This is a genomic window from Enteractinococcus helveticum, from assembly GCF_001657475.1.
In the GTDB taxonomy this organism is placed as follows: Bacteria; Actinomycetota; Actinomycetes; order Actinomycetales; family Micrococcaceae; genus Yaniella; species Yaniella helvetica.
Window position 1 is genome coordinate 19,062 of the sequence record NZ_LXEY01000115.1, and the last position, 23,233, is coordinate 42,294.

Annotated in this window: 23 protein-coding genes; 14 read left to right on the top strand and 9 right to left on the bottom strand. The window is 55.4% G+C overall.

Annotated elements, in window-relative coordinates; translation table 11 throughout:
• Window positions 1-47: 47 nt before the first annotated feature.
• The 6 genes from A6F49_RS16230 to A6F49_RS16250 all read left to right on the top strand — a co-directional run bounded on the left by A6F49_RS16230 (window position 48) and on the right by A6F49_RS16250 (window position 4,355).
• Complete coding sequence (locus tag A6F49_RS16230; protein ID WP_043055744.1) at window positions 48-1,163, top strand: histidinol-phosphate transaminase; 1,116 nt, start codon at window positions 48-50, stop codon at window positions 1,161-1,163.
• An 80-nt stretch (window positions 1,164-1,243) separates the two neighbouring features.
• Window positions 1,244-1,861 carry an imidazoleglycerol-phosphate dehydratase HisB gene (hisB, locus tag A6F49_RS16235; protein WP_043055716.1) on the top strand — a complete coding sequence of 206 codons (618 nt, stop codon included), beginning with the start codon at window positions 1,244-1,246 and terminating at the stop codon, window positions 1,859-1,861.
• Window positions 1,861-2,499, top strand: coding sequence for an imidazole glycerol phosphate synthase subunit HisH (gene hisH / locus A6F49_RS16240; protein ID WP_043055717.1), 639 nt, complete (start codon window positions 1,861-1,863; stop codon window positions 2,497-2,499). Before hisB ends, hisH begins: the two co-directional genes overlap by 1 nt.
• Window positions 2,499-2,663, top strand: coding sequence for a hypothetical protein (locus A6F49_RS18240; RefSeq protein WP_162840623.1), 165 nt, complete (start codon window positions 2,499-2,501; stop codon window positions 2,661-2,663). Before hisH ends, A6F49_RS18240 begins: the two co-directional genes overlap by 1 nt.
• Before the next feature lie 13 nt (window positions 2,664-2,676).
• The gene (priA, locus tag A6F49_RS16245; protein ID WP_043055718.1) at window positions 2,677-3,423 is read left to right on the top strand and encodes a bifunctional 1-(5-phosphoribosyl)-5-((5-phosphoribosylamino)methylideneamino)imidazole-4-carboxamide isomerase/phosphoribosylanthranilate isomerase PriA; all 747 of its coding nucleotides are present in this window, start codon (window positions 2,677-2,679) and stop codon (window positions 3,421-3,423) included.
• 8 nt (window positions 3,424-3,431) lie between these two features.
• A complete protein-coding gene (locus A6F49_RS16250) occupies window positions 3,432-4,355 on the top strand; it encodes an SseB family protein (RefSeq protein ID WP_043055719.1) in 924 nt (307 codons plus the stop codon).
• A 3-nt stretch (window positions 4,356-4,358) separates the two neighbouring features.
• Here A6F49_RS16250 and A6F49_RS16255 read toward each other — a convergent pair whose 3' ends face one another.
• From A6F49_RS16255 to A6F49_RS16265, 3 genes are read right to left on the bottom strand one after another with little or no spacing between them, the layout of a single operon-like run.
• Window positions 4,359-4,844, bottom strand: a complete 486-nt coding sequence (locus tag A6F49_RS16255) for a MarR family winged helix-turn-helix transcriptional regulator (RefSeq protein ID WP_201120390.1) — start codon at window positions 4,842-4,844, stop codon at window positions 4,359-4,361.
• Entirely contained in the window at window positions 4,810-5,511 is a 702-nt protein-coding gene (locus tag A6F49_RS16260; protein ID WP_043055720.1) for an FMN reductase, read from the bottom strand. The genes A6F49_RS16255 and A6F49_RS16260 overlap by 35 nt, the downstream gene beginning before the upstream one ends.
• 45 nt (window positions 5,512-5,556) lie before the next feature.
• Window positions 5,557-6,720 carry an LLM class flavin-dependent oxidoreductase gene (locus A6F49_RS16265; protein WP_043055745.1) on the bottom strand — a complete coding sequence of 388 codons (1,164 nt, stop codon included), beginning with the start codon at window positions 6,718-6,720 and terminating at the stop codon, window positions 5,557-5,559.
• A gap of 180 nt (window positions 6,721-6,900) precedes the next feature.
• Here A6F49_RS16265 and A6F49_RS16270 point away from each other — a divergent pair, with 180 nt between their 5' ends.
• A complete protein-coding gene (locus A6F49_RS16270) occupies window positions 6,901-7,350 on the top strand; it encodes a (deoxy)nucleoside triphosphate pyrophosphohydrolase (protein ID WP_043055721.1) in 450 nt (149 codons plus the stop codon).
• A 32-nt stretch (window positions 7,351-7,382) separates the two neighbouring features.
• Here the strand turns inward: A6F49_RS16270 and A6F49_RS16275 are convergent, their stop codons facing one another.
• From A6F49_RS16275 to A6F49_RS16295, 5 genes are read right to left on the bottom strand one after another with little or no spacing between them, the layout of a single operon-like run.
• Window positions 7,383-8,228, bottom strand: a complete 846-nt coding sequence (locus A6F49_RS16275) for an HpcH/HpaI aldolase/citrate lyase family protein (protein ID WP_043055722.1) — start codon at window positions 8,226-8,228, stop codon at window positions 7,383-7,385.
• Window positions 8,225-8,725: a MaoC family dehydratase gene (locus tag A6F49_RS16280; RefSeq protein ID WP_043055723.1), complete on the bottom strand. Its 501-nt coding sequence runs from the start codon at window positions 8,723-8,725 to the stop codon at window positions 8,225-8,227. Before A6F49_RS16280 ends, A6F49_RS16275 begins: the two co-directional genes overlap by 4 nt.
• A 9-nt stretch (window positions 8,726-8,734) precedes the next feature.
• A complete protein-coding gene (locus A6F49_RS16285; protein ID WP_043055724.1) occupies window positions 8,735-9,874 on the bottom strand; it encodes an acyl-CoA dehydrogenase family protein in 1,140 nt (379 codons plus the stop codon).
• A gap of 31 nt (window positions 9,875-9,905) precedes the next feature.
• Window positions 9,906-11,894: an acetyl/propionyl/methylcrotonyl-CoA carboxylase subunit alpha gene (locus A6F49_RS16290; RefSeq protein ID WP_082911875.1), complete on the bottom strand. Its 1,989-nt coding sequence runs from the start codon at window positions 11,892-11,894 to the stop codon at window positions 9,906-9,908.
• 5 nt (window positions 11,895-11,899) lie between these two features.
• Window positions 11,900-13,507 carry a carboxyl transferase domain-containing protein gene (locus A6F49_RS16295; RefSeq protein WP_043055725.1) on the bottom strand — a complete coding sequence of 536 codons (1,608 nt, stop codon included), beginning with the start codon at window positions 13,505-13,507 and terminating at the stop codon, window positions 11,900-11,902.
• A gap of 137 nt (window positions 13,508-13,644) precedes the next feature.
• Here A6F49_RS16295 and A6F49_RS16300 point away from each other — a divergent pair, with 137 nt between their 5' ends.
• The 5 genes from A6F49_RS16300 (at window position 13,645) to A6F49_RS18185 (ending at window position 19,870) form a co-directional block, all read left to right on the top strand.
• Window positions 13,645-14,253 carry a TetR/AcrR family transcriptional regulator gene (locus A6F49_RS16300; RefSeq protein WP_161485840.1) on the top strand — a complete coding sequence of 203 codons (609 nt, stop codon included), beginning with the start codon at window positions 13,645-13,647 and terminating at the stop codon, window positions 14,251-14,253.
• 66 nt (window positions 14,254-14,319) lie between these two features.
• On the top strand, window positions 14,320-15,978 hold the full coding sequence (locus A6F49_RS16305; RefSeq protein WP_043055727.1) for an AMP-binding protein: 1,659 nt from the start codon (window positions 14,320-14,322) through the stop codon (window positions 15,976-15,978).
• Between the two features lie 121 nt (window positions 15,979-16,099).
• Complete coding sequence (gene pheS / locus A6F49_RS16310) at window positions 16,100-17,161, top strand: phenylalanine--tRNA ligase subunit alpha (RefSeq protein ID WP_043055728.1); 1,062 nt, start codon at window positions 16,100-16,102, stop codon at window positions 17,159-17,161.
• A gap of 7 nt (window positions 17,162-17,168) precedes the next feature.
• Window positions 17,169-19,727: a phenylalanine--tRNA ligase subunit beta gene (gene pheT, locus A6F49_RS16315; protein ID WP_043055729.1), complete on the top strand. Its 2,559-nt coding sequence runs from the start codon at window positions 17,169-17,171 to the stop codon at window positions 19,725-19,727.
• Window positions 19,724-19,870, top strand: coding sequence for a hypothetical protein (locus A6F49_RS18185; RefSeq protein ID WP_161485841.1), 147 nt, complete (start codon window positions 19,724-19,726; stop codon window positions 19,868-19,870). Before pheT ends, A6F49_RS18185 begins: the two co-directional genes overlap by 4 nt.
• Window positions 19,871-19,949: 79 nt before the next feature.
• On the opposite strand, the gene A6F49_RS16320 is transcribed toward A6F49_RS18185, so the two are convergent.
• Window positions 19,950-20,945, bottom strand: coding sequence for a quinone oxidoreductase family protein (locus A6F49_RS16320; RefSeq protein ID WP_082911874.1), 996 nt, complete (start codon window positions 20,943-20,945; stop codon window positions 19,950-19,952).
• A gap of 95 nt (window positions 20,946-21,040) precedes the next feature.
• On the opposite strand from A6F49_RS16320, the gene argC reads away from it, so the two are divergent.
• Window positions 21,041-22,072, top strand: coding sequence for an N-acetyl-gamma-glutamyl-phosphate reductase (gene argC, locus A6F49_RS16325; RefSeq protein ID WP_043055730.1), 1,032 nt, complete (start codon window positions 21,041-21,043; stop codon window positions 22,070-22,072).
• Window positions 22,069-23,220 (top strand): bifunctional glutamate N-acetyltransferase/amino-acid acetyltransferase ArgJ, encoded by a 1,152-nt coding sequence (argJ, locus tag A6F49_RS16330; RefSeq protein ID WP_043055731.1) that lies wholly within the window; start codon window positions 22,069-22,071, stop codon window positions 23,218-23,220. The genes argC and argJ overlap by 4 nt, the downstream gene beginning before the upstream one ends.
• Window positions 23,221-23,233 lie beyond the last annotated feature (13 nt).

Consider the following 23,233-nt stretch of genomic DNA (forward strand, 5'->3'; position numbering starts at 1 on the left):
GCGTCACTCTCAGTTTTGTGAGTTCGACCCAGGCTATGCTTATTGCCGTGACTAATCAGCAAGAACAGGCCAGTACCACTGCATTGGAAGCATTACCGCTTCGCGACAATTTGCGCGGACAGTCGCCATATGGTGCCCCGCAGCTGGAGGTCCAGCATCTCCTCAACACCAATGAGAACACGCATCCGGTACCACAAGTTGTCGTGGATGCCATTGGTGCTGCAGTGCTTGACGCTGCGGCTTCGCTGAACCGTTATCCTGATCGTGAATTCACAGAGCTACGTCAACGCCTGGCAAGCTATCTTGGCCATGGGCTTACCGAAGATAATATTTGGGCTGCGAATGGGTCCAATGAAGTGTTACAGCAAATTCTGCAGGCATTTGGCGGACCTGATCGTAAAATCTTGAGCTTTCCGCCGACCTATTCGATGTACCCGCTGCTCGCATCCGGTACGAACACTGAATACATCGCTGGAATCCGAGCGGACGACTTTACCCTCAGCCCAGAATCTGCTGCCCAACAGGTCAAAGACACACAACCAAATATTGTGTTCTTGTGCTCGCCCAATAACCCCACCGGCACGGCACTAGGACTCGACGTCGTGGAAGCGGTCTATGAGGCCAGTCAAGAGTTCAACACCATAGTGGTTGTCGATGAAGCCTATGAAGAATTTTCCCTCGACACTACTAAATCTGCCCTGACTCTCCTTGACGGGCGAGAGCGGTTAATTATTTCACGCACGATGTCTAAAGCTTTTGCTTTGGCCGGCGCCAGAGTTGGCTACTTGGCTACATCGCCACAGGTCACTGACGCTCTCCGGCTTGTCAGATTGCCTTATCACTTGTCAGCCATCACCCAGGCAGCAGCAAATGCTGCCCTCCAACACGTTGATGTTCTCTTAGCGACAGTCGACGAGATTAAGGCTCAACGGAACCGAATCGTCGATGAACTCCGACAGATGGGTCTGAAACCTGCAGTGTCAGATTCCAACTTTGTATTTTTCGGCTGGTTCGAAGACGCTCACGCAATCTGGCAGGGACTGCTGGATCGCGGTGTGCTCATTCGAGATGTGGGCATCCCACATCACCTGCGAGTGACCGCCGGCACCGAGGAAGAAACTACGGCGTTTCTTGTTGCGCTGCGGGAAGTAATTGGTGCCTAAAATAGTTTGTCAGACCTGGTGACGATTACACTTAAGAATCGCACCGAATTAATTGTCGAATAAGGAGTTTCCTGACCTCAATGGCAGCTGAACTGATCTCCGGTCGTAAAGCATCGATGAAACGCACAACATCCGAGTCCGATGTTTACGTTGAACTCGACCTTGATGGCACGGGGACATCAAAGATCTCCACCGGTGTACCGTTTTACGATCATATGCTCGATGCGCTTAGCCGCCACTCGCTCATGGACCTAACGGTGCAAGCTACTGGCGACACGCATATCGATGTCCATCACACCGTAGAAGATGTGGCGATTACTCTCGGAGAAGTTTTCAAAGTAGCCCTGGGCGACAAACGAGGTATCCGCCGCTATGGCGAAGCCACGATCCCGATGGATGAAGCCCTTGCCAGAGCCACTGTGGATCTTTCAGGACGCCCCTACTTCGTGCACGAAGGCGAATCAGAAGCCCAGGTGTATCACCTGATTGGGGGACACTTCACGGGTGCGATGACACGCCATGTGTTTGAATCATTCACATTCCACGCCGCCATTAACGTACACATCGATTTGCTGCGCGGACGGGATCCACACCATATCGTCGAAGTGCAATTCAAGGCATTAGCTCGGGCTTTACGTCAGGCAATCGAGGATGATCCACGCGTTGAGGGCATCCCATCCACTAAGGGTGCTCTGTAGTGTCGCAGACCAAACCAACCATTGCCGTGGCAGATTATGGCATTGGCAATCTGGGATCTTTAGTGAACGCTCTGGAACATCTGGGTGCTGACGTCGTTGTGACCTCTGAAGGTCAACCGCTGCTTGCCGCCGATGGAATGATCCTGCCTGGCAACGGAGCATTCGGTGCCTCCAAGAAAGCCATGGAACAACTCAGCATTCCCCGCTGGGTGGGACAACGCGTGGCTGGTGGACGCCCCGTGCTCGGCATTTGTGTCGGGCACCAGTACCTATTTGATGCTTCCGAAGAATTCGGCAAGCATGAGGGCATGGGGGAATGGCCAGGCACAGTGAAAAAACTGCCAACCGAGGCAGTGCCACATATCGGCTGGAGTGAAGTCCGTCCTGCTGCCGACACCGTACTGTTAGCTGGTCTCGCCGACGAACGCTACTACTTCTCACATTCATATGCCGTTCTTGAATGGGAATTCGATCAGAGCATCGAATCCATGGTGCCACCGCAAGTATCGTGGGGTTACCATGACGGCGATTTTATTGCGGCGGTGGAAAATGGGCCGCTTGTCGGTGTCCAATTCCATCCTGAGTTATCAGGTCGCGCTGGCCTGACCGTTTTAGAGAATTGGATGGGTAGTTTCTGATGCCATGGTGGTCCACATTATTACTGGCACTGGGCGGCATCCTCATCGGTGGCGCCTGGTCCCTTCATCGTCAAAAGGCGCCAATATGGGTCCGTGTTTCTTTCATCATCCTCGGCGCTTTAGCCATTCTCGCAGCATTCCTCACCATCCCTTGGGCTAACTAATTTTGGAGAATCTATGACCACCCCACTACAACTTCTACCGGCCGTTGATGTTCAGGATGGCCAAGCCGTGCGCCTGGTGCAAGGGGAATATGGCACCGCCACAAACTACGGTGATCCCTTTGACGCAGCCCTTGGTTGGCAGGAAGCTGGCGCTGAATGGCTCCACTTGGTGGACCTTGACGCGGCCTTCGGCCACGGCAACAACCGTGAAATCATTCGTCGGATTACCGGCGAGCTGGGCATCAAAATCGAACTCTCAGGCGGCTTGCGCGACGATGCTTCATTAGAAGAAGCATTAGCAATGGGCGCTACCCGAGTGAATCTGGGGACCGCCGCACTAGAAAATCCAGAATGGACAGCAAAAGTCATCGATCAATTCGGTGACAAAATCGCCGTCGGACTTGACGTTCGTGGTGAGAAATTAGCCACTCGTGGTTGGGTCGAAGAAGGTGGCAACCTGTGGGATGTCCTCGACCAGCTTGAGGCAGCAGGCTGTGCTCGGTATGTGGTCACTGACATTACGAAAGATGGCACCCTGACCGGACCGAATACTCAGCTGCTGGGGCAGATTGCTCAGAAAACTGGCAAACCAGTCATCGCCTCAGGTGGCATTTCTGTCCTCAAGGATATTGAAGAGCTCACGCAGATGGTTGACCAAGGAATTGAAGGTGCGATCATCGGTAAAGCCCTGTATGCTGGCCAATTCACGCTACAGCAAGCGCTACAAGTTGCTAGCGGCTCAGCAGTGCAAGACGTATAAAGGGATCCATGGTAGATAAACCTCAACTCCCCGGGCACATTCAGGCTGCAATCGATCGGAATTTAGCACGCCAGAACCGTGATGCGTTTGGACGTCCAGCAGACTCGGCCGGAACCACGTGGGCTGGTCGGGATCTCTCCGGGGCGGGAATCGAAGGTTCAGCAAACCCGCTGCATGCATTCGATACCGATGATGGACTTGAGGATGAGGCCTGGACAAAAGTCAGCCAAGACCTTCTTGACGGAAACGCCGACGAAAAGGACGTCTTTAACGTCCTCCAAAATATCCGCGTATTCGCTGCAGTCGTCCCAACCGTGGCGGAGACGACCCATGAAACGCGGGTGGATCAACATGGTAAAGAATTTACTGTGGAATCCGACAAAGAAGCAGATGTTGCGCTGGTCTCACTGAAGGCCGCTGATGGTCGCGGTGCGCTTCCGGTTTTCACCTCAATCCCAAAACTTACCGCCTGGCACAAAAATGCCCGTCCGGTAGCTGTTTGGATGCCACGGGCATGTTTGAGTGCTGTGGATGAAGGCAATGAGCTGGTTGTCATAGATCCCGGAGCACACTTGACGTATGTTGTGCGGCGACCAGAAGTGTATGCACTAGCACAACAAAGGACCTGGACACCTTCCTACGAAGATGTTGAGATTGCGCAAGCTTTGTCTGAACTGACTGATCTCGTCCCTGGGCTCGGCCAGCTAGCGATGGCTCCGGGGCGTGGTGTTGGAACACAAACTGAGAACGGTAACGTAATTGCCGGCGGGGGAGCCGGCCCAGAGCTGGCGTTAGTTGCGACCCCAGCAGATCCCTCAGACAGTGTAGGCAGCAAGCTGATGCTGTCCACGCTGCAATCGTTGATTGCCGATGTTCCGATACTTGCGGAACGTGCCGATACTGTGGAGATTGTACTCGGCAGTTCGCGCTAAGTCTTAGTCTTCAGGTATTTCGTTCAGTTGAGCGGAGACCTTGGCGAACGTACGGTAAATCGTGGCGAGTTCGTCTTCGGAAACTACATCGGTAAACAGTGCTTTGACACCTTTTGCATGGATGACCGATGCTTTGCGGAACATCGTGCGCCCTTCGGCTGTCAGTTCTGCTTGCCATGCCCGTCCATCGTCAGCACACTTGACTCGTTTTACGAGCCCACGATCAGACAGTACTTTGACTTGGTAGGTCAATCGCGATGGAGAAAAAACAATGGCATCCGCCAGTTGTCCCATGCGCATGTGACCCTCGGGCGCCTCAGAGAGGAGCAATAGCATGTTGTACTCACTTAACGTGAGACCAACTTGTTGCTTGAGTCGTTTCTCTAGACGGTCCAACAGTCGAGCGGTCGTTTCGAAATACATTCGAAACGCCGGCCCCAGGGGCTGCTGAAGCTCATGCTTCGTGAGGTCCGTTAAGGAGCTGGTCAAAGGGAATCACCTCTAGTTCTTTAGGCTGGGATGGTGCGCGCCGCGGACGCGGATCAAGACGCGCTACCACGTCAGCGAAATCTTTACCGGCGTGAGCGATACGCCTACTTAAATATGCTGCGTGGGACTCGGGATCTCGTGCATTTTCAGTGCCTTCCGCCGATCCCCAATCCTCGGTTGCAGCATATACGCCGGTTGGCATAACGCGCATGCGCAGATAGGAAAACAAGGGACGCATCGCATTATCGATCACCAATGAATGCCGCGGACTACCGCCAGTTGATCCTAACTGGATCGGTACACCGGTCAATGCATCGTTCTCAACGAGGTCCCAAAAGGATTTAAACAGACCTGAGTATGACGCTTTGAACACCGGAGAGACCGCAATAATCCCATCGGCCTGTTCAACTTCATTGATCATTTCCGCTAACTGTTCAGAACGACTGAACGTTACCATGGAATCGGCAATATCTGTTGCAACAGTGCGCAATTCGAAGTGATGTAGTTCGGGGCGGTAGCCGCGCTCTGATAGCGCGTCAGCTGTTGCTTGGCCTAGTTGTTTGGCCAACAACGAGGTCGAACTTGGATCACTGAGTCCGGCTGCGACAATCGCAATGTGCCGTGTATCTGGCGTAAATGGATCTGTCGATTCGAATGCTGTCTTCATGGTCTGCTCATACTTCCCGGTAAAACATCATACTCGGTCATGGGTTTATTCTTTCGACGCTTCGTCTTGCGCCTTCTGACGGTCAAGGAAAGCTTGCGAACCTTCTCCGCCACCGGCAATCGGAGCGTTGCCTGCAGCCTTGCGTGCCTTCAGGAATTCGTGAGTCGGTGCTTCTGGGACATCTTCCAAGCGACCCTTGGCAAATTCCTTGCGCAGAGCCGGCAGCACTTTTTCACCGAAAAGATCGATTTGTTCTAATACAGTCTTGGTTGGCAGGCCGGCGTGATCAATCAGGAACATTTGGCGCTGGTAATCTCCGACCCAATCACGGAATTCTAGGGTCCGTTCAATGACCTGTTCCGGTGACCCAACGGTGAGCGGAGTCATCTTTGTGAAGTCTTCCATCGAAGGGCCGTGTCCGTAGACGGGGGCATTATCGAAGTAAGGGCGGAACTCATTCCATGCATCCTGGGATTTTTCACGCATAAACGCTTGGCCGCCTAGTGCGACATATGCTTGGTGAGCTTTGCCGTGCCCGTAGTATTCGTACCGCTGACGGTAGAGCTGGACCATTTGGATGATGTGTTCTTTGTTCCAGAAGATGTTGTTGTGGAAGAATCCGTCACCGTAGTAAGCTGCTTGTTCTGCTATCTCTGGTGAACGAATCGAACCGTGCCATACAAACGGCGGCACGTCATCCAGTGGTCGTGGAGTCGCGGTGAACTGTTGTAGTGGTGTGCGGAATCGACCTTCCCAGTCCACTTCGGTTTCACGCCAGAGGCGATACAACAGGTTGTAGTTTTCTACGGCCAACGGGATACCTTGGCGAATATCTTTGCCAAACCATGGGTAGACCGGTCCGGTGTTGCCCCGACCCATCGCGAGGTCCATGCGTCCGTCGGCTAGATGCTGGAGATAGGCATAATCCTCCGCCAGGCGAACCGGATCCATGGTAGTGATCAGAGTCGTTGCGGTGGACAAGATCAGTTTTTCGGTTGCTGCAGCCAAATACGCCAACAAGACAGGCGGGTTGCCCGGTGCTACGAATGGCGGGTTGTGGTGTTGCCCGGTAGCAAACACTTCGAAGCCCGCCTGTTCCGCGTGTTTGGCGATTTTAACCGTGTCTTTAATGCGCTGCTGTTCTGACGGGGTTTGGCCGGTGTGGGGGTCTGGGGTGACGTCCCCAATGGTGAATATGCCAAATTGCATGGTTTCTAGCCTCTCGTACATTATGCTTCAAAACTGAACTAAGGCGAGTCTAACGCCTTAGGCAATGTATTTCAAATCTGAAATACATTGCGGTGGTGTAGTAAGTGACCAGATGTTCCCGTGAACCGCTGTGGGAGGTCGACCAAGGTTTGCGCAACACTAGCGGCTAAGATGATTATCATGCAACACACCATTTCGAAACCCGTGGTCGTTGGTGCCGCCATTCTCAATGAGGTGGTCCGGCCGACATACATGCTCGCAGCTCGACGCAAGGCGCCAAAATCCTTGGCAGGATACTGGGAATTTCCGGGAGGCAAAGTAGAGCCAGACGAGACGCCGACCGATGCGCTGCTTCGGGAAATTCGAGAAGAACTCGGGGTCGAGATTGAAATCCTAGATCATATTGCCGCGCCCAGCGAAGCTGGCTGGCAACTCGACAATGGGATGAATATGCATGTTTTCACAGCCGTCGTCCGTTCAGGAACACCAGAACCACTCATCGAACACGACCGTTTAGAATGGGCAGCACTGAATGCCTCGGAACTCCATGACCTGGAATGGATCCCAGCGGACCGTCCGATCATAGATGCGATCTTGGCTCAACTGGGTGATCCGAAAGCAACTGCTTAAACCATGCCGGTGCGCTTTTTGGGCGTTGCAGACTACTTGGTCAGTCTTGCAGCGCGTTGTACAACGGTTCGTGCATGTGCAATGAGCGGACCATCAACCATGGAACCTCGAAATTGAAATACTCCGCCGTGCTGGTCTACTTCTTTTAGCAGCGCCTGAGCATACTCCAAATCCTCTTCCGATGGTCGATATGCATTGCGCACGACTGCTACCTGAGCGGGATGGATGCAAGCTTTGGCATTGAAACCGCTAGCAACGGCATCCTCGGCTTCGGCAATGAACTGATCGGTGGGGGACAAATCGGTATGAATCGTATCGATGCTGGCTTTCCCAGCTGCCGCTGCAGCCAATAGCACCTGAGCCCGTGCGAAACGGGGAATATCACGATACGTTCCGTTGGCAAAACGGGACGACGATCCTCCGGTCGACACCATGAGATCCTCAGAACCCCACATCAACGCCATCACTGCTGGGTGCTGGGCTATCTCGACGGCGGACGTGACGCCTGCAGCGGTCTCGCATAGTGCAATCAGGCCGACCCCTGGAAGAGCGTCAGCAACCTGAGCGATGCCGTCAACACTCTCAGCTTTTGGCACCATAATATACCGGAGGTTGCTACCGACTATAACGGCAACGTCGTGGCTAAAGTCTGGTGCATCCACCGGATTGACCCGCACCAAGGTGCGCTGTGCAACTCTGGAATCCAACGCCGCCAGGTGCTTACCTAATGCTTGCCGTGCTGCTGGCCGTTCGTCGGGGGCAACGGCATCTTCTAGGTCAATGATGATGGCATCGGATCGATCATATGCTTTGGCATACCGTTCTGGACGATCGGCGGGCACAAACAATAGCGCTGGTCCAAGGTCGAACGTGGTCATGTGGTGGCCTTTCGATGGTGTTCTTCAGACTCCCACAGCATCGTGGAACGGGTACATTCGGCGACCAGATCACCGTGCTGGTTTCTTCCCACATGACGGAACTTGATGATGCCTTGGCCCGGTCGCGATGACGACAGCCGTTTATCCAAGATCTCAGTCTCGGTGTACAAAGTGTCACCGTGGTACAGCGGTTTCGGAAAATTGACACTTTCGAAACCCAGGTTGGCCACAATGGTGCCTTGCGTAAGTTGGGCAACCGAAGCGCCCACGATGGTCGATAACGTAAACATCGAATTGACCAACGGTTGGCCAAATTCTTGCTGGGAAGACCAGTATGCATCCAGATGAAGGGATTGCGTGTTCATGGTTAAGGTCGTGAATACAACGTTATCTGCCTCAGTCACGGTGCGACCTGGGGCGTGTTGATAGATGGCACCAACTTCAATCTCGTCGTAGTACAGACCGCGTTGTTTGATAATTTTTGGCTGGTCAGACATTATGCTCCCCTACAGGCCAAGTGAACGAGCAATCAGCATGAGCTGAACTTCTGTGGTGCCCTCACCGATCTCCAGAATCTTAGAGTCACGGTAGTGGCGCGCAACTAAGCTTTCGTTCATAAAACCGTATCCACCGAATATTTGTGTCGCATCGCGAGCATTATCCATTGCTGCTTCAGATCCGATCATCTTGGCAATTGAAGCTTCTGTCTTGAATGGCTTTCCAGAAACTAACTTCTTGGCTGCCGAATAGTAGGCAGTCCGTGCAGCATACGCCCGGGCTTGCATCCGAGCAATCTTAAAGGAGATCCCTTGGTTTTCGCCGATGGCCCGACCAAACGTCTTACGAGTCTTCGCATATTCGACAGAGGCATCGACACAACCTTGTGCTGCCCCAGTTGCAAGGGCTGCGATAGCTACACGACCTTCATCGAGAATGTCCATAAAGTTCGCAAAACCACGGCCTCGTGCACCCAGCAGGTTCCCTTCGGGAACTTTGACATCATTCAGCGTCAGCGGGTGGGTGTCGGAAGCGTTCCAACCAACTTTGTTATAGGCGGGTTCCACCGTCAATCCAGGCGTGTCCGCCGGGACAATGATTGTGGATATTTCTCCCTCACCGGTGACCGCGGTGACAGTGACAAGTGAGGTAATATCCGTGCCCGAGTTGGTGATAAATTCCTTATTGCCGTTAATGGTCCAAGTGCCATTATCTAACGTAGCGCGGGTCTGAGTGCCGCCAGCATCTGAACCTGCACCGGGTTCGGTGAGGCCAAATGCAGCAAGGCGTTTCGCGTCGGCCAAATCAGGGAGCCAACGCTGCTTTTGTTCTTCGGTTCCAAATTTTAGCAACGGCATCATGCCAAGCGATACTCCTGCTTCAAGAGTGATCGCCACTGATTGATCGACTTTGGCAACTTCCTCTAGTGCCAGGCACAAGGTGAAGTAGTCGCCGCCTTGGCCCCCGTATTCCTCCGGGATGGGCAGCCCGAACAAGCCCATGTCGCCCATCTGGGCGATGATTTCATAGGGAAACGTTTTTTCTCGGTCGTGTTGCGCAGATACCGGCGCGATCACCTGTTGTGCGAATTCACGGACCCCGTCAACAAGCGCGAGTTGTTCTTCGTCTAAATAATGATCAATCGACATTGGTCAATACCTTTCATTGCCGAAGCAAGTACTAGTGGTCATCGTTGGAGGCATGCCCGACGACTGTCAGAATGCTCTGGTCCAGTGCGACCTGTTGGCCGTCACTGACATGAATGGTGACCGTGCCATCCAGCGGTGCTTTGAGTTGGTGTTCCATTTTCATTGCCTCGATGGTCACTACGGGATCACCAGCTGATACTTGGCTACCATCCGGTAGATGAATGGCCGTGACAGTGCCCGGCAGTGGGGCACGCACCTGCGGGTCCACGCCGCGCTCCTCAGCTTCCAGAGAGGATAGTGTGTCGAGCACTTGCGCCTTATGATCCAAAACGACGACAAAGCCAGTGAAAGTATTCGTAGCCATCCAGACCCGCGTTCCCTGAGGCGTAGGAGCTTCAGCAGCGACCGTGACAGTCTCGACACCGTCGACATCTTGATAGACATACTCATTGACCCGGATGGCCGGTAACAGCTGAGCACTTGTATCAAGGGCTATCTCGAAGCTGCTGGGATCGTTACCAGCAGGATAGTCCACCCGGTAATTGACTTCTGCGGCACCACAAAGCCGGAATCCGTCATGAAGCCAAGCATCCGACGGAGCGCGAGCCTCGCCGTGTACAAAATGCGCTGCAATTTGAGCATGCCGTCTGGTTGGAGCATCAAAGACCATCTCTGGTAAACGCGCTTCAACCAGCGTGGTGTCAATTTCGCCGGCTGCAACATCAGCGTCCCGGATCAGATGCTGAAGATATTCCAGGTTGGTGTTAATCCCCAGGACGACCATTTCATCCAGCGCTTGATCTAAGCGCGCTAACGCTTGGTCACGGTCGGTGCCCGTAGCAATGACCTTAGCGATCATGGGGTCAAACTCCGTGCCGATGACAGCACCGGTGCGCAGTCCCGAGTCCACCCGGATCCCGGAGCCTGCGGGCTCAGAAACGTGCAGGACTGTACCAGTAGAAGGCATAAAGCCTGCCTGGGGAGTTTCGGCATAGACGCGCGCTTCGATTGAGTGCCCGGTGAATACGACTTCATCTTGGGTCAGCGATAGCGATGCGCCAGCTGCAATCCGAATCTGTTCTTCGACCAGATCGATGCCGGTGATCTGTTCGGTGACCGGATGTTCCACCTGCAGGCGGGTATTCATCTCCATAAAGTAGAACTTGTCTGGTTCTTCGTCCGAGACAAGAAACTCGACGGTGCCTGCGCCCACGTAGTCAACGGATTTGGCGGTATCGACCGCTGCCTGGCCGATGCGCGCTCGTGTTTCATCACTGAGCAGCACAGACGGGGCTTCTTCAATGATCTTTTGGTGACGACGCTGCAGTGAACACTCACGCTCGCCGAGGTGAATGACATTGCCGTGTTGATCCGCCAGGATCTGCACCTCGATGTGACGCGGCGAGCGGATGAGCTGTTCGATCAGGAGGGTGTCGTCACCGAATGCGGTTTTTGCAACACGACGAGCAGTCTCGAGCTGACCGGCAAGCTCATTATGGGATGCGACCACGTGCATGCCCTTGCCGCCACCACCGGCAGAGGGTTTGATCAACATTGGAAAGGTCATGTTCTTGGTGGCAGCAATGAGATGTTCATTGCTCAGACCCGGTTCAGACACCCCGTCGACCATCGGCACGCCAGCTTTCGCGACGTGATTCTTCGAGCGGATCTTGTCACCCATGACTTCCAAAGCATGCTCACCAGGACCGATGAAAGTCACACCTGCCTGATGACAAGCACGCGCTAGTTCAACATTTTCGGAGATGAAACCATATCCCGGATGGATTGCCTCAGCGCCGACGGCGAGCGCTGCTTGAACAACGGCCTGTGGGTTGAGATACGATTCGGCTGAGGTTGCGCCTAATCGTATCGCTTCATCAGCGCATCTGACATGGGCTGCTTCTTGATCGGCATCCGAGTAGATGGCGACGGAACGGATCCCTAGCTGATGCAGGGTCTTGGCAATGCGGATGGCAATTTCCCCGCGATTGGCAATGAGTACTTTGGAAAATAGTTGCACAGCAATCACATCCGGAAAAGACCAAATCGAGGTTCGGCAAGCGGGGTACGGGAACACACATCCAAGGCCATGGCAACGACTCGACGCGTATATTGAGGCTCGATAATGCCGTCATCCCACAACCGAGCGGTGGAGTAATACGCGGAGCCTTGCTCATTGTAGCGATCCAAGATCGGTTGTTTGAACTCGGATTCTTCCTCTGCAGACCATTCTTGGCCCGCGGCTTCGTACTGATCGCGTTTGACCGTAGCTAACACGCCGGCCGCCTGATCGGGGCCCATCACGGAGATTCGGGCGTTGGGCCACATGAATAAAAAGCGCGGTGAAAACGCGCGTCCACACATCGAGTAATTGCCCGCCCCGAAAGATCCACCGATAATGATGGTGATTTTCGGGACACGGGTTGTGGACACCGCGGTTACCATCTTGGCACCATTTTTTGCGATGCCCCCAGCCTCGTAGTCCTTGCCCACCATAAACCCAGAAATATTCTGCAAGAACAATAACGGGATGCCGCGCTGATCGGCCAGTTCGATGAAGTGCGCGCCTTTGAGGGAGGACTCGGAGAAGAGGATGCCGTTATTGGCAATGATGCCTACCGGATGCCCATCAATGCGTGCAAAGCCTGTGACCAGGGTCTTGCCGTAATTTTCTTTGAATTCATGAAAACTGTCGGCGTCGACGATTCGGGAAATAATTTCTCGAACGTCGTAGGGCGTATGCAGATCAACCGGCAAGATGCCCGCTATGTCTTCCGGGTCATTGCCAGGATCCAACGCTTCAATTTTTTCCCAAATCCGTTGCGGTGTTGCCGGCAGAGTAGCCACGATATTGCGCACGATCTGCAGGGCGTGATCGTCATTTTCCGCGATATGATCCGCCACACCAGAAGTCGATGTATGTACTTCCGCCCCACCTAGGTCTTCAGAGGTCACGATCTCACCAGTAGCTGCCTTGACCAGCGGTGGCCCACCCAGGAAGATGGTTCCTTGATTGCGCACGATAACCGACTCGTCACTCATGGCTGGCACATAGGCGCCACCAGCGGTAGATGAACCCAGGACAGCTGAAATTTGCGGAATCCCTCGGGAAGATAATTGAGATTGGTTATAGAAGATTCGGCCGAAGTGTTCTCGATCCGGAAAGACGTCATCCTGCCGAGGCAAAAATGCGCCACCGGAATCCACTAGGTACAGGCAAGGGAGTCGGTTTTCAAAAGCGATTTCTTGGGCGCGCAGGTGTTTTTTGACCGTGATGGGGTAGTAGGTTCCACCTTTGACCGTGGAGTCATTGCATACAACCATCACATAGCGGCCCTCGACGATCCCGATCCCAGCGATCAGACCTGCAGCGGGAGCATCGCCGTCGTACATTTCAAAGGCAGCTAGTGAACCGATCTCGAGGAAAGGAGAGCCCGAGTCCAGCAGACGGCGCACCCGTTCGCGGGGGAGTAAACGTCCACGGTCGAGGTGGCGTTGACGTGATCGTTCCGAGCCGCCTTTAGCTACTTCAGCCATCCGGTCGCGCAGCTGTTGGCGCAGTTGGGCGTGATAGGTAAAGTTTGTTTGATATTGCTCGGAGTTGGCATCAACCTGTGTGATCAGCTGTTGCATTCTTCTCCTGACGGATATGGACCTGGCAAAAATTTCAGTTTATGCTGACTAACTGAAGTTCAGATTAGTGATGGAGATTGCATTTGTCTAGTGTTCAGATGAATTCCTCTGACGGGGCAGTCAAAACCCAACGTCAGATGGAAAAAGAAAAGCGGCGCGAGCAGCTTCTTGCCGCCGCGGGACGGCTGTTTGCCGCGCGCGGTTTTGCCGCGGTCTCTTTGGATGAAATCGGTGCCGAGGTAGGGGTCACCGGCCAGGCGATATACCGGCATTTTGAATCGAAGCAGGACATGCTGGGGGTGCTCATCGGCCAAGCCAGTCATTTCCTCCTGACACGCGGTGGCGAGATTGAAGCTGCACATGATGACACCTTTGAGCGTTTGCGGCTGTTGGTGGATTTGCAGACCGAGTTTGCCCTGAACTCCTCGGATATTATCCGCGTGCAGGATCGTGACCTGGCATCGGTTGAAGAGCGTATGCAGCGAGATATTCGTCGGACGCAGCGTGAGTTTATTGGTATCTGGATCCGTGCGATGCAGCAGATTCATCCGCACGAAACCACCGACCAGTTGGTAGTGCGGGCCCACGCAGTATTTGGTCTTATTAACTCCACGGGCCATTCGTTCCGGGGCTTGGCCAAGCGGAAGCAAACTGGCAATTTCTTGTCCTATTTGCAACACATGCTGCCCGAAATGGCGATGCAAGCCCTCTATGCGGCACCAGGAGAGGCGAACGATCAGGTTTAGTATGGTGACATACTTCACGATTTGCTACATTGTTGGACGACCCTAGGATCTCTCAGGAAGATAGTTATGACAGAGCAACTCACCCAGTCCTATGCTGTCGGTCCCACCGACGTCCCGCTCATCGAAGAAACGATCTGGCAGAATTTGGCCAAGACTGCGGCCCGATTTCCTCAAAACATTGCCCTGATTGATGCCGCAGTGGACCGCCAGTGGACCTATGAGCAGTTCTCTAACGATGTGCGGAAGTTAGCCACAGGGTTACACGATGCCGGAGTGACCACTGGCGAGCGAGTTGGTATCTGGGCGCTGAACCGGTGGGAATGGGTCATGGTGCAATACGCCACCGCACAACTGGGCGCCATCATGGTCAATATTAATCCTGCCTACCGGCAACACGAACTGAACTACGTGCTGAAACAAGCGGAAATTACCACACTGATTTCCTCTGAAGAGGTGCCCACCTCGAATTATCCGCGCATGATCGAACGGGCTCAGCAAGAGCTTGGGACACTTGAGCGCATCGTCATTATGAACTCGGAATCCTGGGATGAGGTGTTCGATGTTGCCGCCGACGATGAAACCCTCGACAAGATCGCGGCAACCTTGAACAACACCGACGCCATCAATATTCAATACACCTCCGGCACCACGGGATTCCCCAAGGGCGCCACGCTGACGCACCGCAATATTCTCAATAACGGGTTTTTCGTCGGGGAGACCAACCGATATACCGACCAAGACCGGATCTGCATTCCGGTGCCCTACTATCACTGCTTTGGTATGGTCATGGGAAATCTTGCGGCCACAACGCACGGGGCGACGATGGTGATTCCCGGACCGTCATTCAATCCAGAACAAACCCTGGCGACTGTAGAAAAATATCGTTGTACAGCGCTATATGGTGTTCCCACCATGTTCATCGCAGAACTAGCGCTAGAAAATCTAGCCGACTTTGATCTGTCCTCCCTGCGCACCGGTATCATGGCCGGTTCCCCCTGCCCAGATGAGGTCATGCGACAGGTCATCAACACGATGCACATGGATGAGGTCACCATTTGCTACGGCATGACAGAAACTTCACCGGTATCGATGCAAACCCGTCCAGATGATGAGCTGCATCTGCGTACCTCGACGGTAGGACGACCAAATCCACATGCTGAAATCAAGATTATTGACCCTGACACAGGTGAAACCCTGCCCATAAACGCTGACGGGGAGTTGTGCACGCGCGGCTATCTTGTGATGAAGGGGTACTGGAATGAACCAGAAAGGACCGCTGAAGTGCTCGACGACGATGGCTGGCTGCGCACCGGCGACGTCGCACGCATGGACGAAAATGGGTATGTACAAGTCACCGGCCGAATTAAAGACATGGTCATTCGCGGCGGCGAGAATATTTATCCGCGCGAGATCGAAGAGTTTCTCTATACCCACCCAGACATTATTGACGCTCAAGTCATCGGTGTGCCGGATGAACGCTACGGTGAAGAACTCATGGCCTGGATCCGGTTACGCAAAGGCGCACCCAAACTTACCGCCGAAGCACTGCGTGAGTTCTCCCGGAGCTCCCTGGCGAAGTATAAGATCCCGCGATATGTCCATATTGTTGACGAATTCCCAACCACGGTCACGGGAAAAGTGCGCAAAGTTGAGATGCGCTCGGTCGCCATCGACCTCTTAGCACAAGGCGACATCATCGATGACTTCTGGTCCGCTCATGCGTAGCAGAATGGCAACAGTTCGGTCACGTTGACTTCACGTCTTAGACTAGATGGGGTCGAAACCGCCCGGTTTTGACCCCATTGTTGTGAACACATAGTTTTAGAACTAAAGGCGTGTACCCCATATGACGGATACTTCGAATCTCCCACCGGAGGTTTCACCGGCCGATGAGCAGGCCGTCGAGCAAGCCATTCAAGCTGCTATCGCAGCATTCGAGGCTGCAACGAATCTTGATGAACTCAAAGCGGCCCGCATCGCACACACCGGTGACAATGCTCCGCTAACGCTGGCCAACCGCTTGATCGGCAAGCTCGATAAATCCCAAAAAGCCGACGCCGGCAAACGTATGGGCCAAGCACGCGGCAAGATGGGCAAAGCGCTCGCAGACCGCGAAGCCCAGCTGCAAGCTGAACACGAGGCCCGGATGCTCGTGGAAGAAACCGTTGACGTGACCACAGCGGTGCGTCGCCGTCGTCAAGGGGCCCGCCACCCGCTGGAATTATTGCAAGAGCGGGTCTCGGATATTTTCGTGGGCATGGGTTGGGAGATCGCCGAGGGTCCTGAACTGGAATCCGAATGGTACAACTTCGACGCATTGAATTTTGAACCGGACCACCCTGCTCGAGAAATGCAAGACACTTTCTTTGTTGAGCCCACTGATCGTCACCTGGTGTTGCGCACGCACACCTCCCCGGTGCAGATTCGCGCCATGCTGGAACGTGGAGCACCGACCTATATTCTGGTGCCTGGTAAAACCTTCCGCACCGATGAACTGGATGCCACCCACACGCCGGTGTTCCACCAGTTTGAAGGTCTTGCCGTTGACAAAGGTCTGACGATGGCTGATCTACGCGGGACCCTGGAATACTTTGCAACATCAATGTTCGGGGCGGATGCCCGCATTCGGTTGCGCCCGAACTTCTTCCCCTTCACCGAGCCGTCTGCGGAACTCGACGTTTGGCACCCCGATGCCAAAGGTGGGCCCCAGTGGGTTGAATGGGGCGGTTGCGGCATGGTGCACCCGCAGGTGCTGCGTGCCGCTGGTATTGACCCGGATGTGTATTCCGGTTTCGCGTTCGGGATGGGCGTAGAACGCACCCTAATGTTCCGCAACGGGGTTACCGACATGCACGACATGATTGAAGGCGACGTGCGCTTCTCAACGCAATTCGGAATGGAGATTTAGTCACATAATGCGTATCCCATTGTCATGGTTGCGTGAGTACACGCAGCTTCCAGCAGACGCTACTGCAGAAGACCTCCTGGCAGATCTGGTCAAGGTCGGATTAGAAGAAGAAGACGTTCATGGTTTTGAACTCACCGGCCCGATCGTAGTCGGCAAGGTCTTAGAGAAAACCCCCGAAGAACACTCCAACGGTAAAACCATCAACTGGTGCCGCGTTCAGGTGGTTCCAGATGGCCAAACCCAGACCTTAGAAGGCAAAGGCATTGACCCTTCGGGTGTCCAGGGTGTGGTGTGCGGTGCTCACAACTTTGAAGTTGGCGATAAGGTGATCGTTACGCTGCCCGGTGCGGTGTTGCCAGGCAACTTCAAGATCTCTGCACGCAAAACCTATGGCCATACCTCGGCCGGGATGATCGCCTCAGAATCCGAGCTTGGTCTGGGGGAGGGGCACGACGGCATCGTCGTGTTGTCAGAGTGGGGCCTTGATCCAGAAATCGGCACCGATGTGCTGGAACTTTTGCATCTGGATGACGAGGCCGCCGAAATTAACGTCACGCCCGATCGCGGCTATGTGCTGTCGATTCGTGGGGCTGCCCGCGAATACGCCCACGCCACCGGAACCGAATTTACGGATCCGGCGTGCGCGATTCAGGTGCCGGCGGCTAATGACTCCGGCTGGTCGGTACGCATCGATGACACCGCACCAATTCACGGTCAGCCCGGGGCCACTCGGTTTGTTGCCCGACGCGTTGATGCCATTGATCCCAAGGCCACCACGCCGTCATGGATGTCGGCGCGCCTGCGCCTGGCAGGAATTCGTCCGCTGAGCCTGCCGGTTGATATTTCCAACTACGTCATGCTCGAGCTGGGCCAGCCGTTGCACTTCTACGACGCAGAGAAACTTCGTGGTCAGATAGTTGTTCGGCGAGCGCACGAGGGCGAAACCCTAGAAACCCTGGACGGCAAGACCCGTAAACTTCATGTCGAGGACCTGTTGATCACCGACGATTCAGGTGCGATCGGCATGGCCGGCGTCATGGGTGGTCTGTCGACCGAAGTTAGCGACACCACCACTTCAATTCTGATTGAATCGGCGAACTTCGATACCGTGTCAGTGTCGCGCACCCAGCGTCGTCATCGTCTGCCCTCCGAAGCTTCGAAACGCAATACGCGCGGTGTGGACTGGCACGTGGCCGACAAAGCAGCCCAGCGTGCCGCCGAATTGCTCGTGGAACTCGCCGGCGGCACCATGGGCGAGGGAGTCACCGACGTGGGTGAACCACCGGTGGTCCCAACCGTTCGATTGCGCGCTGATTACCCATCGCAATTGGTGGGCTATGACTACACCGAAGAACAAGTCAACCAGGTGCTAGTCGATCTGGGCGGCCACGTGTCGCAACAGCGCGATGACACCGATGGCACCACGATCTTTGTGGTCACGCCACCATCTTGGCGCACCGACTTGAACATCCCGGAAGACCTCGTTGAAGAGGTTGCCCGACTCGTGGGCTACTCACATATTCCCGCCACGCTGCCCGTGCCCCCTCCTGGTCGCGGCCTGACCAAGGCCCAGCGGATGCGTCGCCAAATCGCTGATGCTCTGGCAGGAGCCGGACTGATTGAAACCCTGTCCTATCCATTCGTATCGGAAGCCCAGAATAAAACCTTCGGTTCCCCGAACGAGGAAACGGCTGCAGCCCAGCGCATGGTGAAACTGGCCAACCCGATCTCTGCGGAGTTCGGCTGGCTGCGCACCACCATTTTGCCCGGCCTGCTGGAAACCGCACGGCGCAACGTCTCGCGCGGATTCCGTGACATCGCCGTGTATGAGTCAGGAAAAGTCTTCCTGCCAAGCGCCACCATCGGGTCGCCGGAAATCCCGCCGCTGGGAGTTCGTCCCACCGATGAGGTACTGGCTGAACTCGAAGTCGGCATCCCAGCACAACCGCATCGGCTTGCCGCGGTCTTCACCGGCCACGATTCGGCTCCCGGACCAGGTCACACACCGCGCGTCTACGACTGGCAGGATCCAATCGGCGCCGCCCTCGATATTGCCGATGTCGCCGGCGTCGACCTGACGATTCGCCAGGGTGCACACCACAGTTTCCACCCGGGCCGAGTCGCGGAACTGGTGGTTGACGGTATAGTCATTGGCTACGCCGGTGAACTGCTGCCGAAACTGCTGGAAGACTGGGACCTGCCCGTTCGTACCGCCGCGATGGAACTGAATCTGGATGCGCTGATTGCCGCAGCTCCGAACGTGGTGGAAGCACATCCGGTTGTGACCTACCCGGCCACCTACCAAGACGTCGCGCTGGTCGTGGATCACCAGGTTGTCGCTGCAGACGTGCAGCAGACCCTGCAACAAGCAGCCGGTGACCTACTAGAACACATCGGTTTATTTGATGTGTATACCGGCGCTGGTATTGACGAAGGCAAAAAGTCCTTGGCCTACAATCTGCGCTTCCGGGCCACCGATCGGACGCTGACTGCTGATGAAGCATCCCAAGCCCGTCTCGCCGCGATCGCCGCAGCGGAAACCGAACACGGAGCTGTTCTACGATGAGTCAACCCTGGGAACTCCATGATCCCGTCCCCGAAACCGATCGCGACCGTGCCAAACGCCGCCGCCGACAATTTGGCGTCTCGGCCATTGCACTGCTCGTCGTCATCGGCATGATCGGGACCACGGTCATGTCCCTGCTCTAAATCCTGAGAAAACAAGGGGCAGGCGTGGTGTTCAAAACGAACACCACGCCTGCCCCTTGTGGTTTAACCCGCAAAGCGACTACGGAACGAGTACCGTCTTACCGGTTGTGGATCTCGATTCGAGTGCGCGATGGGCATCACCGGCATTTTTGAGATCGAATCGTTCATCGACACTGAGCCTCAGGGCGCCCTCGGCAAGCCAGCCAAAAATCTCGCCGGCCCGCCATGACACCTCATCGCCTGTCAGCGTGTGAAACGCCAAACTTGGTCGCGTAGCGAACAGTGACCCGCTGGAATTGAGCCGCTGCAAATCAAATGGCGGCACCGGACCGGAAGCAGCCCCGAATAGCACCATCATCCCGCGGATCCGCAGCGAAGCCAGCGATGTGTCAAAGGTGTTGGCACCGACGCCATCATAGACGACATCCACGCCGACGCCGTTGGTGACTTCACGCAATTTGTCACCAAAATTATCGTAGTCGAACACCTCGTCGGCTCCGGCATTTAAGGCAATCTTGCGCTTTTCTTCGGTGGAGACCACCGTGTAGACATGCGCGCCCAGGTGTTTGCACATCTGAATCAGCAACTGGCCGACGCCGCCGGCCCCGGCGGTCAAAAACACGTTGTGGCCAGGCTTGACTTCAAATGTTGAGCGGCACAGATAGTGCGCCGTCATACCCTGCAGTGGAATAGCTGCAGCCTCGATGAGGTCAATCGTGTCGGGTACCGGCAATAACTTATCGGCCGGAGCAACAAAAAACTCAGCATAAGTCGCTTCGGCTGAGGCGGTAGCCACGCGATCGCCCACGGCAACATTCGTGACGTCGTCGCCAAGGGCGATGACCGTTCCGGAAGCCTCGGAGCCAGGAATGAAGGGGTAGTGGACATCGTAGAGTCCAGAACGCTGATACGTTTCAATAAAGTTCAGACCTGCGGCGGCCGTTTCGACCAACACTTGGCCTGCACCGGGGGTAGGGACCGGGACTTCACGCCAATCAAAATTCTCTGGACCGCCGGCCTGTGTGGCCACGGCTGCATGCATATTTTCTGGAAGTTCTACGGGAATTTGAGTCATAGTAGCTACGTTACATTTCCGTGGGGAGCATCGCTAGAAATGCCCCACTGCATAATTATTACACATACTGCATATTTTAGTGTTAGGGTGGACGCATGACTCTTAGTGTAGCTGTATCTGGAGCCAGTGGCTATGCCGGTGGAGAGGTCCTACGGTTGTTGACCTCACACCCGCACGTCCAAATTGGCTCAATCACCGCCCATTCCAACGCCGGCCAGAAACTTGGCGGCCTGCAACCCCATCTGCATGCCCTGGCAGACCGAGTGCTGGAGCCAACCGATGTTGACGTACTGCGCGGCCATGACGTCGTCTTCTTAGCGCTACCGCACGGCGCATCCGCCGAAATTGCCGCTCAACTGCCCGAAGACACCCTGGTGATTGACGCCGGTGCCGATCACCGTCTGACCGATAGTGCAATGTGGGAGAAGTTCTACGGTTCACCGCATGCCGGCACCTGGCCCTACGGTCTCCCCGAATTGCCTGGCAACCGGGAAAAACTTACCAATGCCAAACGGATTGCGGTGCCCGGATGCTACCCGACCGGCTCGATTCTGGGACTGGCACCTGGATTTACCGGTGGCGTATTGCAAACCGACGACGTCGTCATTGTTGCAGCATCTGGTACATCGGGTGCCGGAAAATCACTGAAACCGCACCTGCTGGGTTCCGAAGTTATGGGTGGCATGAGCCCCTACGGTGTGGGCGGCCTACACCGCCACACCCCTGAAATCATTCAGGGCCTGTCGCAGGCCGCCGGACAAGACGTCTCGCTGTCGTTTACTCCAACCCTGGCCCCGATGCCGCGCGGGATTTTGACCACGGCCACCGCCAAATATGTTCCCGGCACCTCTGCCGAAGCAATTCGTGCTGCCTGGGAAACAGCCTATGGCAACGAACAATTCGTGCACCTGCTGCCCGAGGGCCAGTGGCCTTCCACTAAATCTGTGCTCGGCTCCAACCACGTCGTGATGCAGCTGGCCGTTGATGAAGCCGCCGGTCGCGTGATCGTGGTGGTCGCCGTCGATAACCTCACCAAAGGTACCGCCGGGGGAGCAGTCCAGTCGATGAACATCGCCCTGGGCTACCCCGAAGAAACTGGTCTGACCGTTCAAGGAGTCGCTCCGTGAGTCTCATCCAACCGGCCGGGTTTACCGCTTCCGGCATCGCCGCAGGTATTAAAGCATCCGGCGATCTTGACCTTGCCTTGATCGTCAACAATGGCCCACGCTATGACGCTGCCGGAGTGTTCACCACCAACCGGATCTCTGCTGCTCCGGTGCGCTGGTCCCAGACCGCGATCCAAGATGGGCAAGCCCGCGCAGTGGTCCTGAACTCCGGCGGTGCCAACGCCTGCACGGGTGTCCAAGGTGACCACGATGCCGCTGCCATGGCTGACCACACCGCTAGAGCGTTAGACATTGCCGCTGACGACGTGCTGGTGTGTTCCACCGGGCTGATTGGCGAGCGCTTACCCATGGACAAGGTGGTCGCTGGGATCGCAACCGCCGTTGAGGCGCTGACTGATGATGGATTAGTGACCGCTGCCAAAGCGATTATGACCACCGATACAGTCCACAAAACCGCCCAAGCACAAGGAACCGGCTACACGGTGGCCGGGATGACCAAGGGTGCGGGCATGATCGCACCGGGTATGGCCACGATGCTTGCCGTGGTGACCACCGACGCCGTCGTGGATTCAGCCCTGGCACATGAGCTGCTGACAGAAGCCGTTCGAACGACGTTCAACCGAGCAGATTCCGATGGCTGCATGTCAACTAATGACACCGTTCTACTCATGGCCTCGGGAGCCTCCGATGTCACGCCAGATCGCGACGAGTTACAAGCACTACTGCGTACGGTGTGCGGTTCGCTGGCCCGCCAGATCATTGGAGACGCCGAAGGTTCCACCCGCGACATCGCCGTGACGGTTCATGGCGCGGCCACCGAAGCCGAAGGCGAAGACGTCGCCCGTGCGGTGACGCGCTCGAATTTGTTCAAGACCGCGATGTTCGGTCAAGACCCCAACTGGGGCCGGATCATCTCGGCCGTTGGCACCACGGATGCCCAATTCGATCCCACGACCCTGGATGTCGCGGTGAACGACGTCATGGTGTGCCGCAATGCCGGAATTGGCGAAGATCGCAGCCTGGTGAAATTCGACGACCGTGAAGTCACCGTCGATATTTACCTGAAGGCCGGCGATCACGCGGTCACCGTGTGGACCAATGACCTGTCCTATGACTACGTGCGCGAAAACGCCGAATACTCCTCCTAGAAGAGCAGCTTTT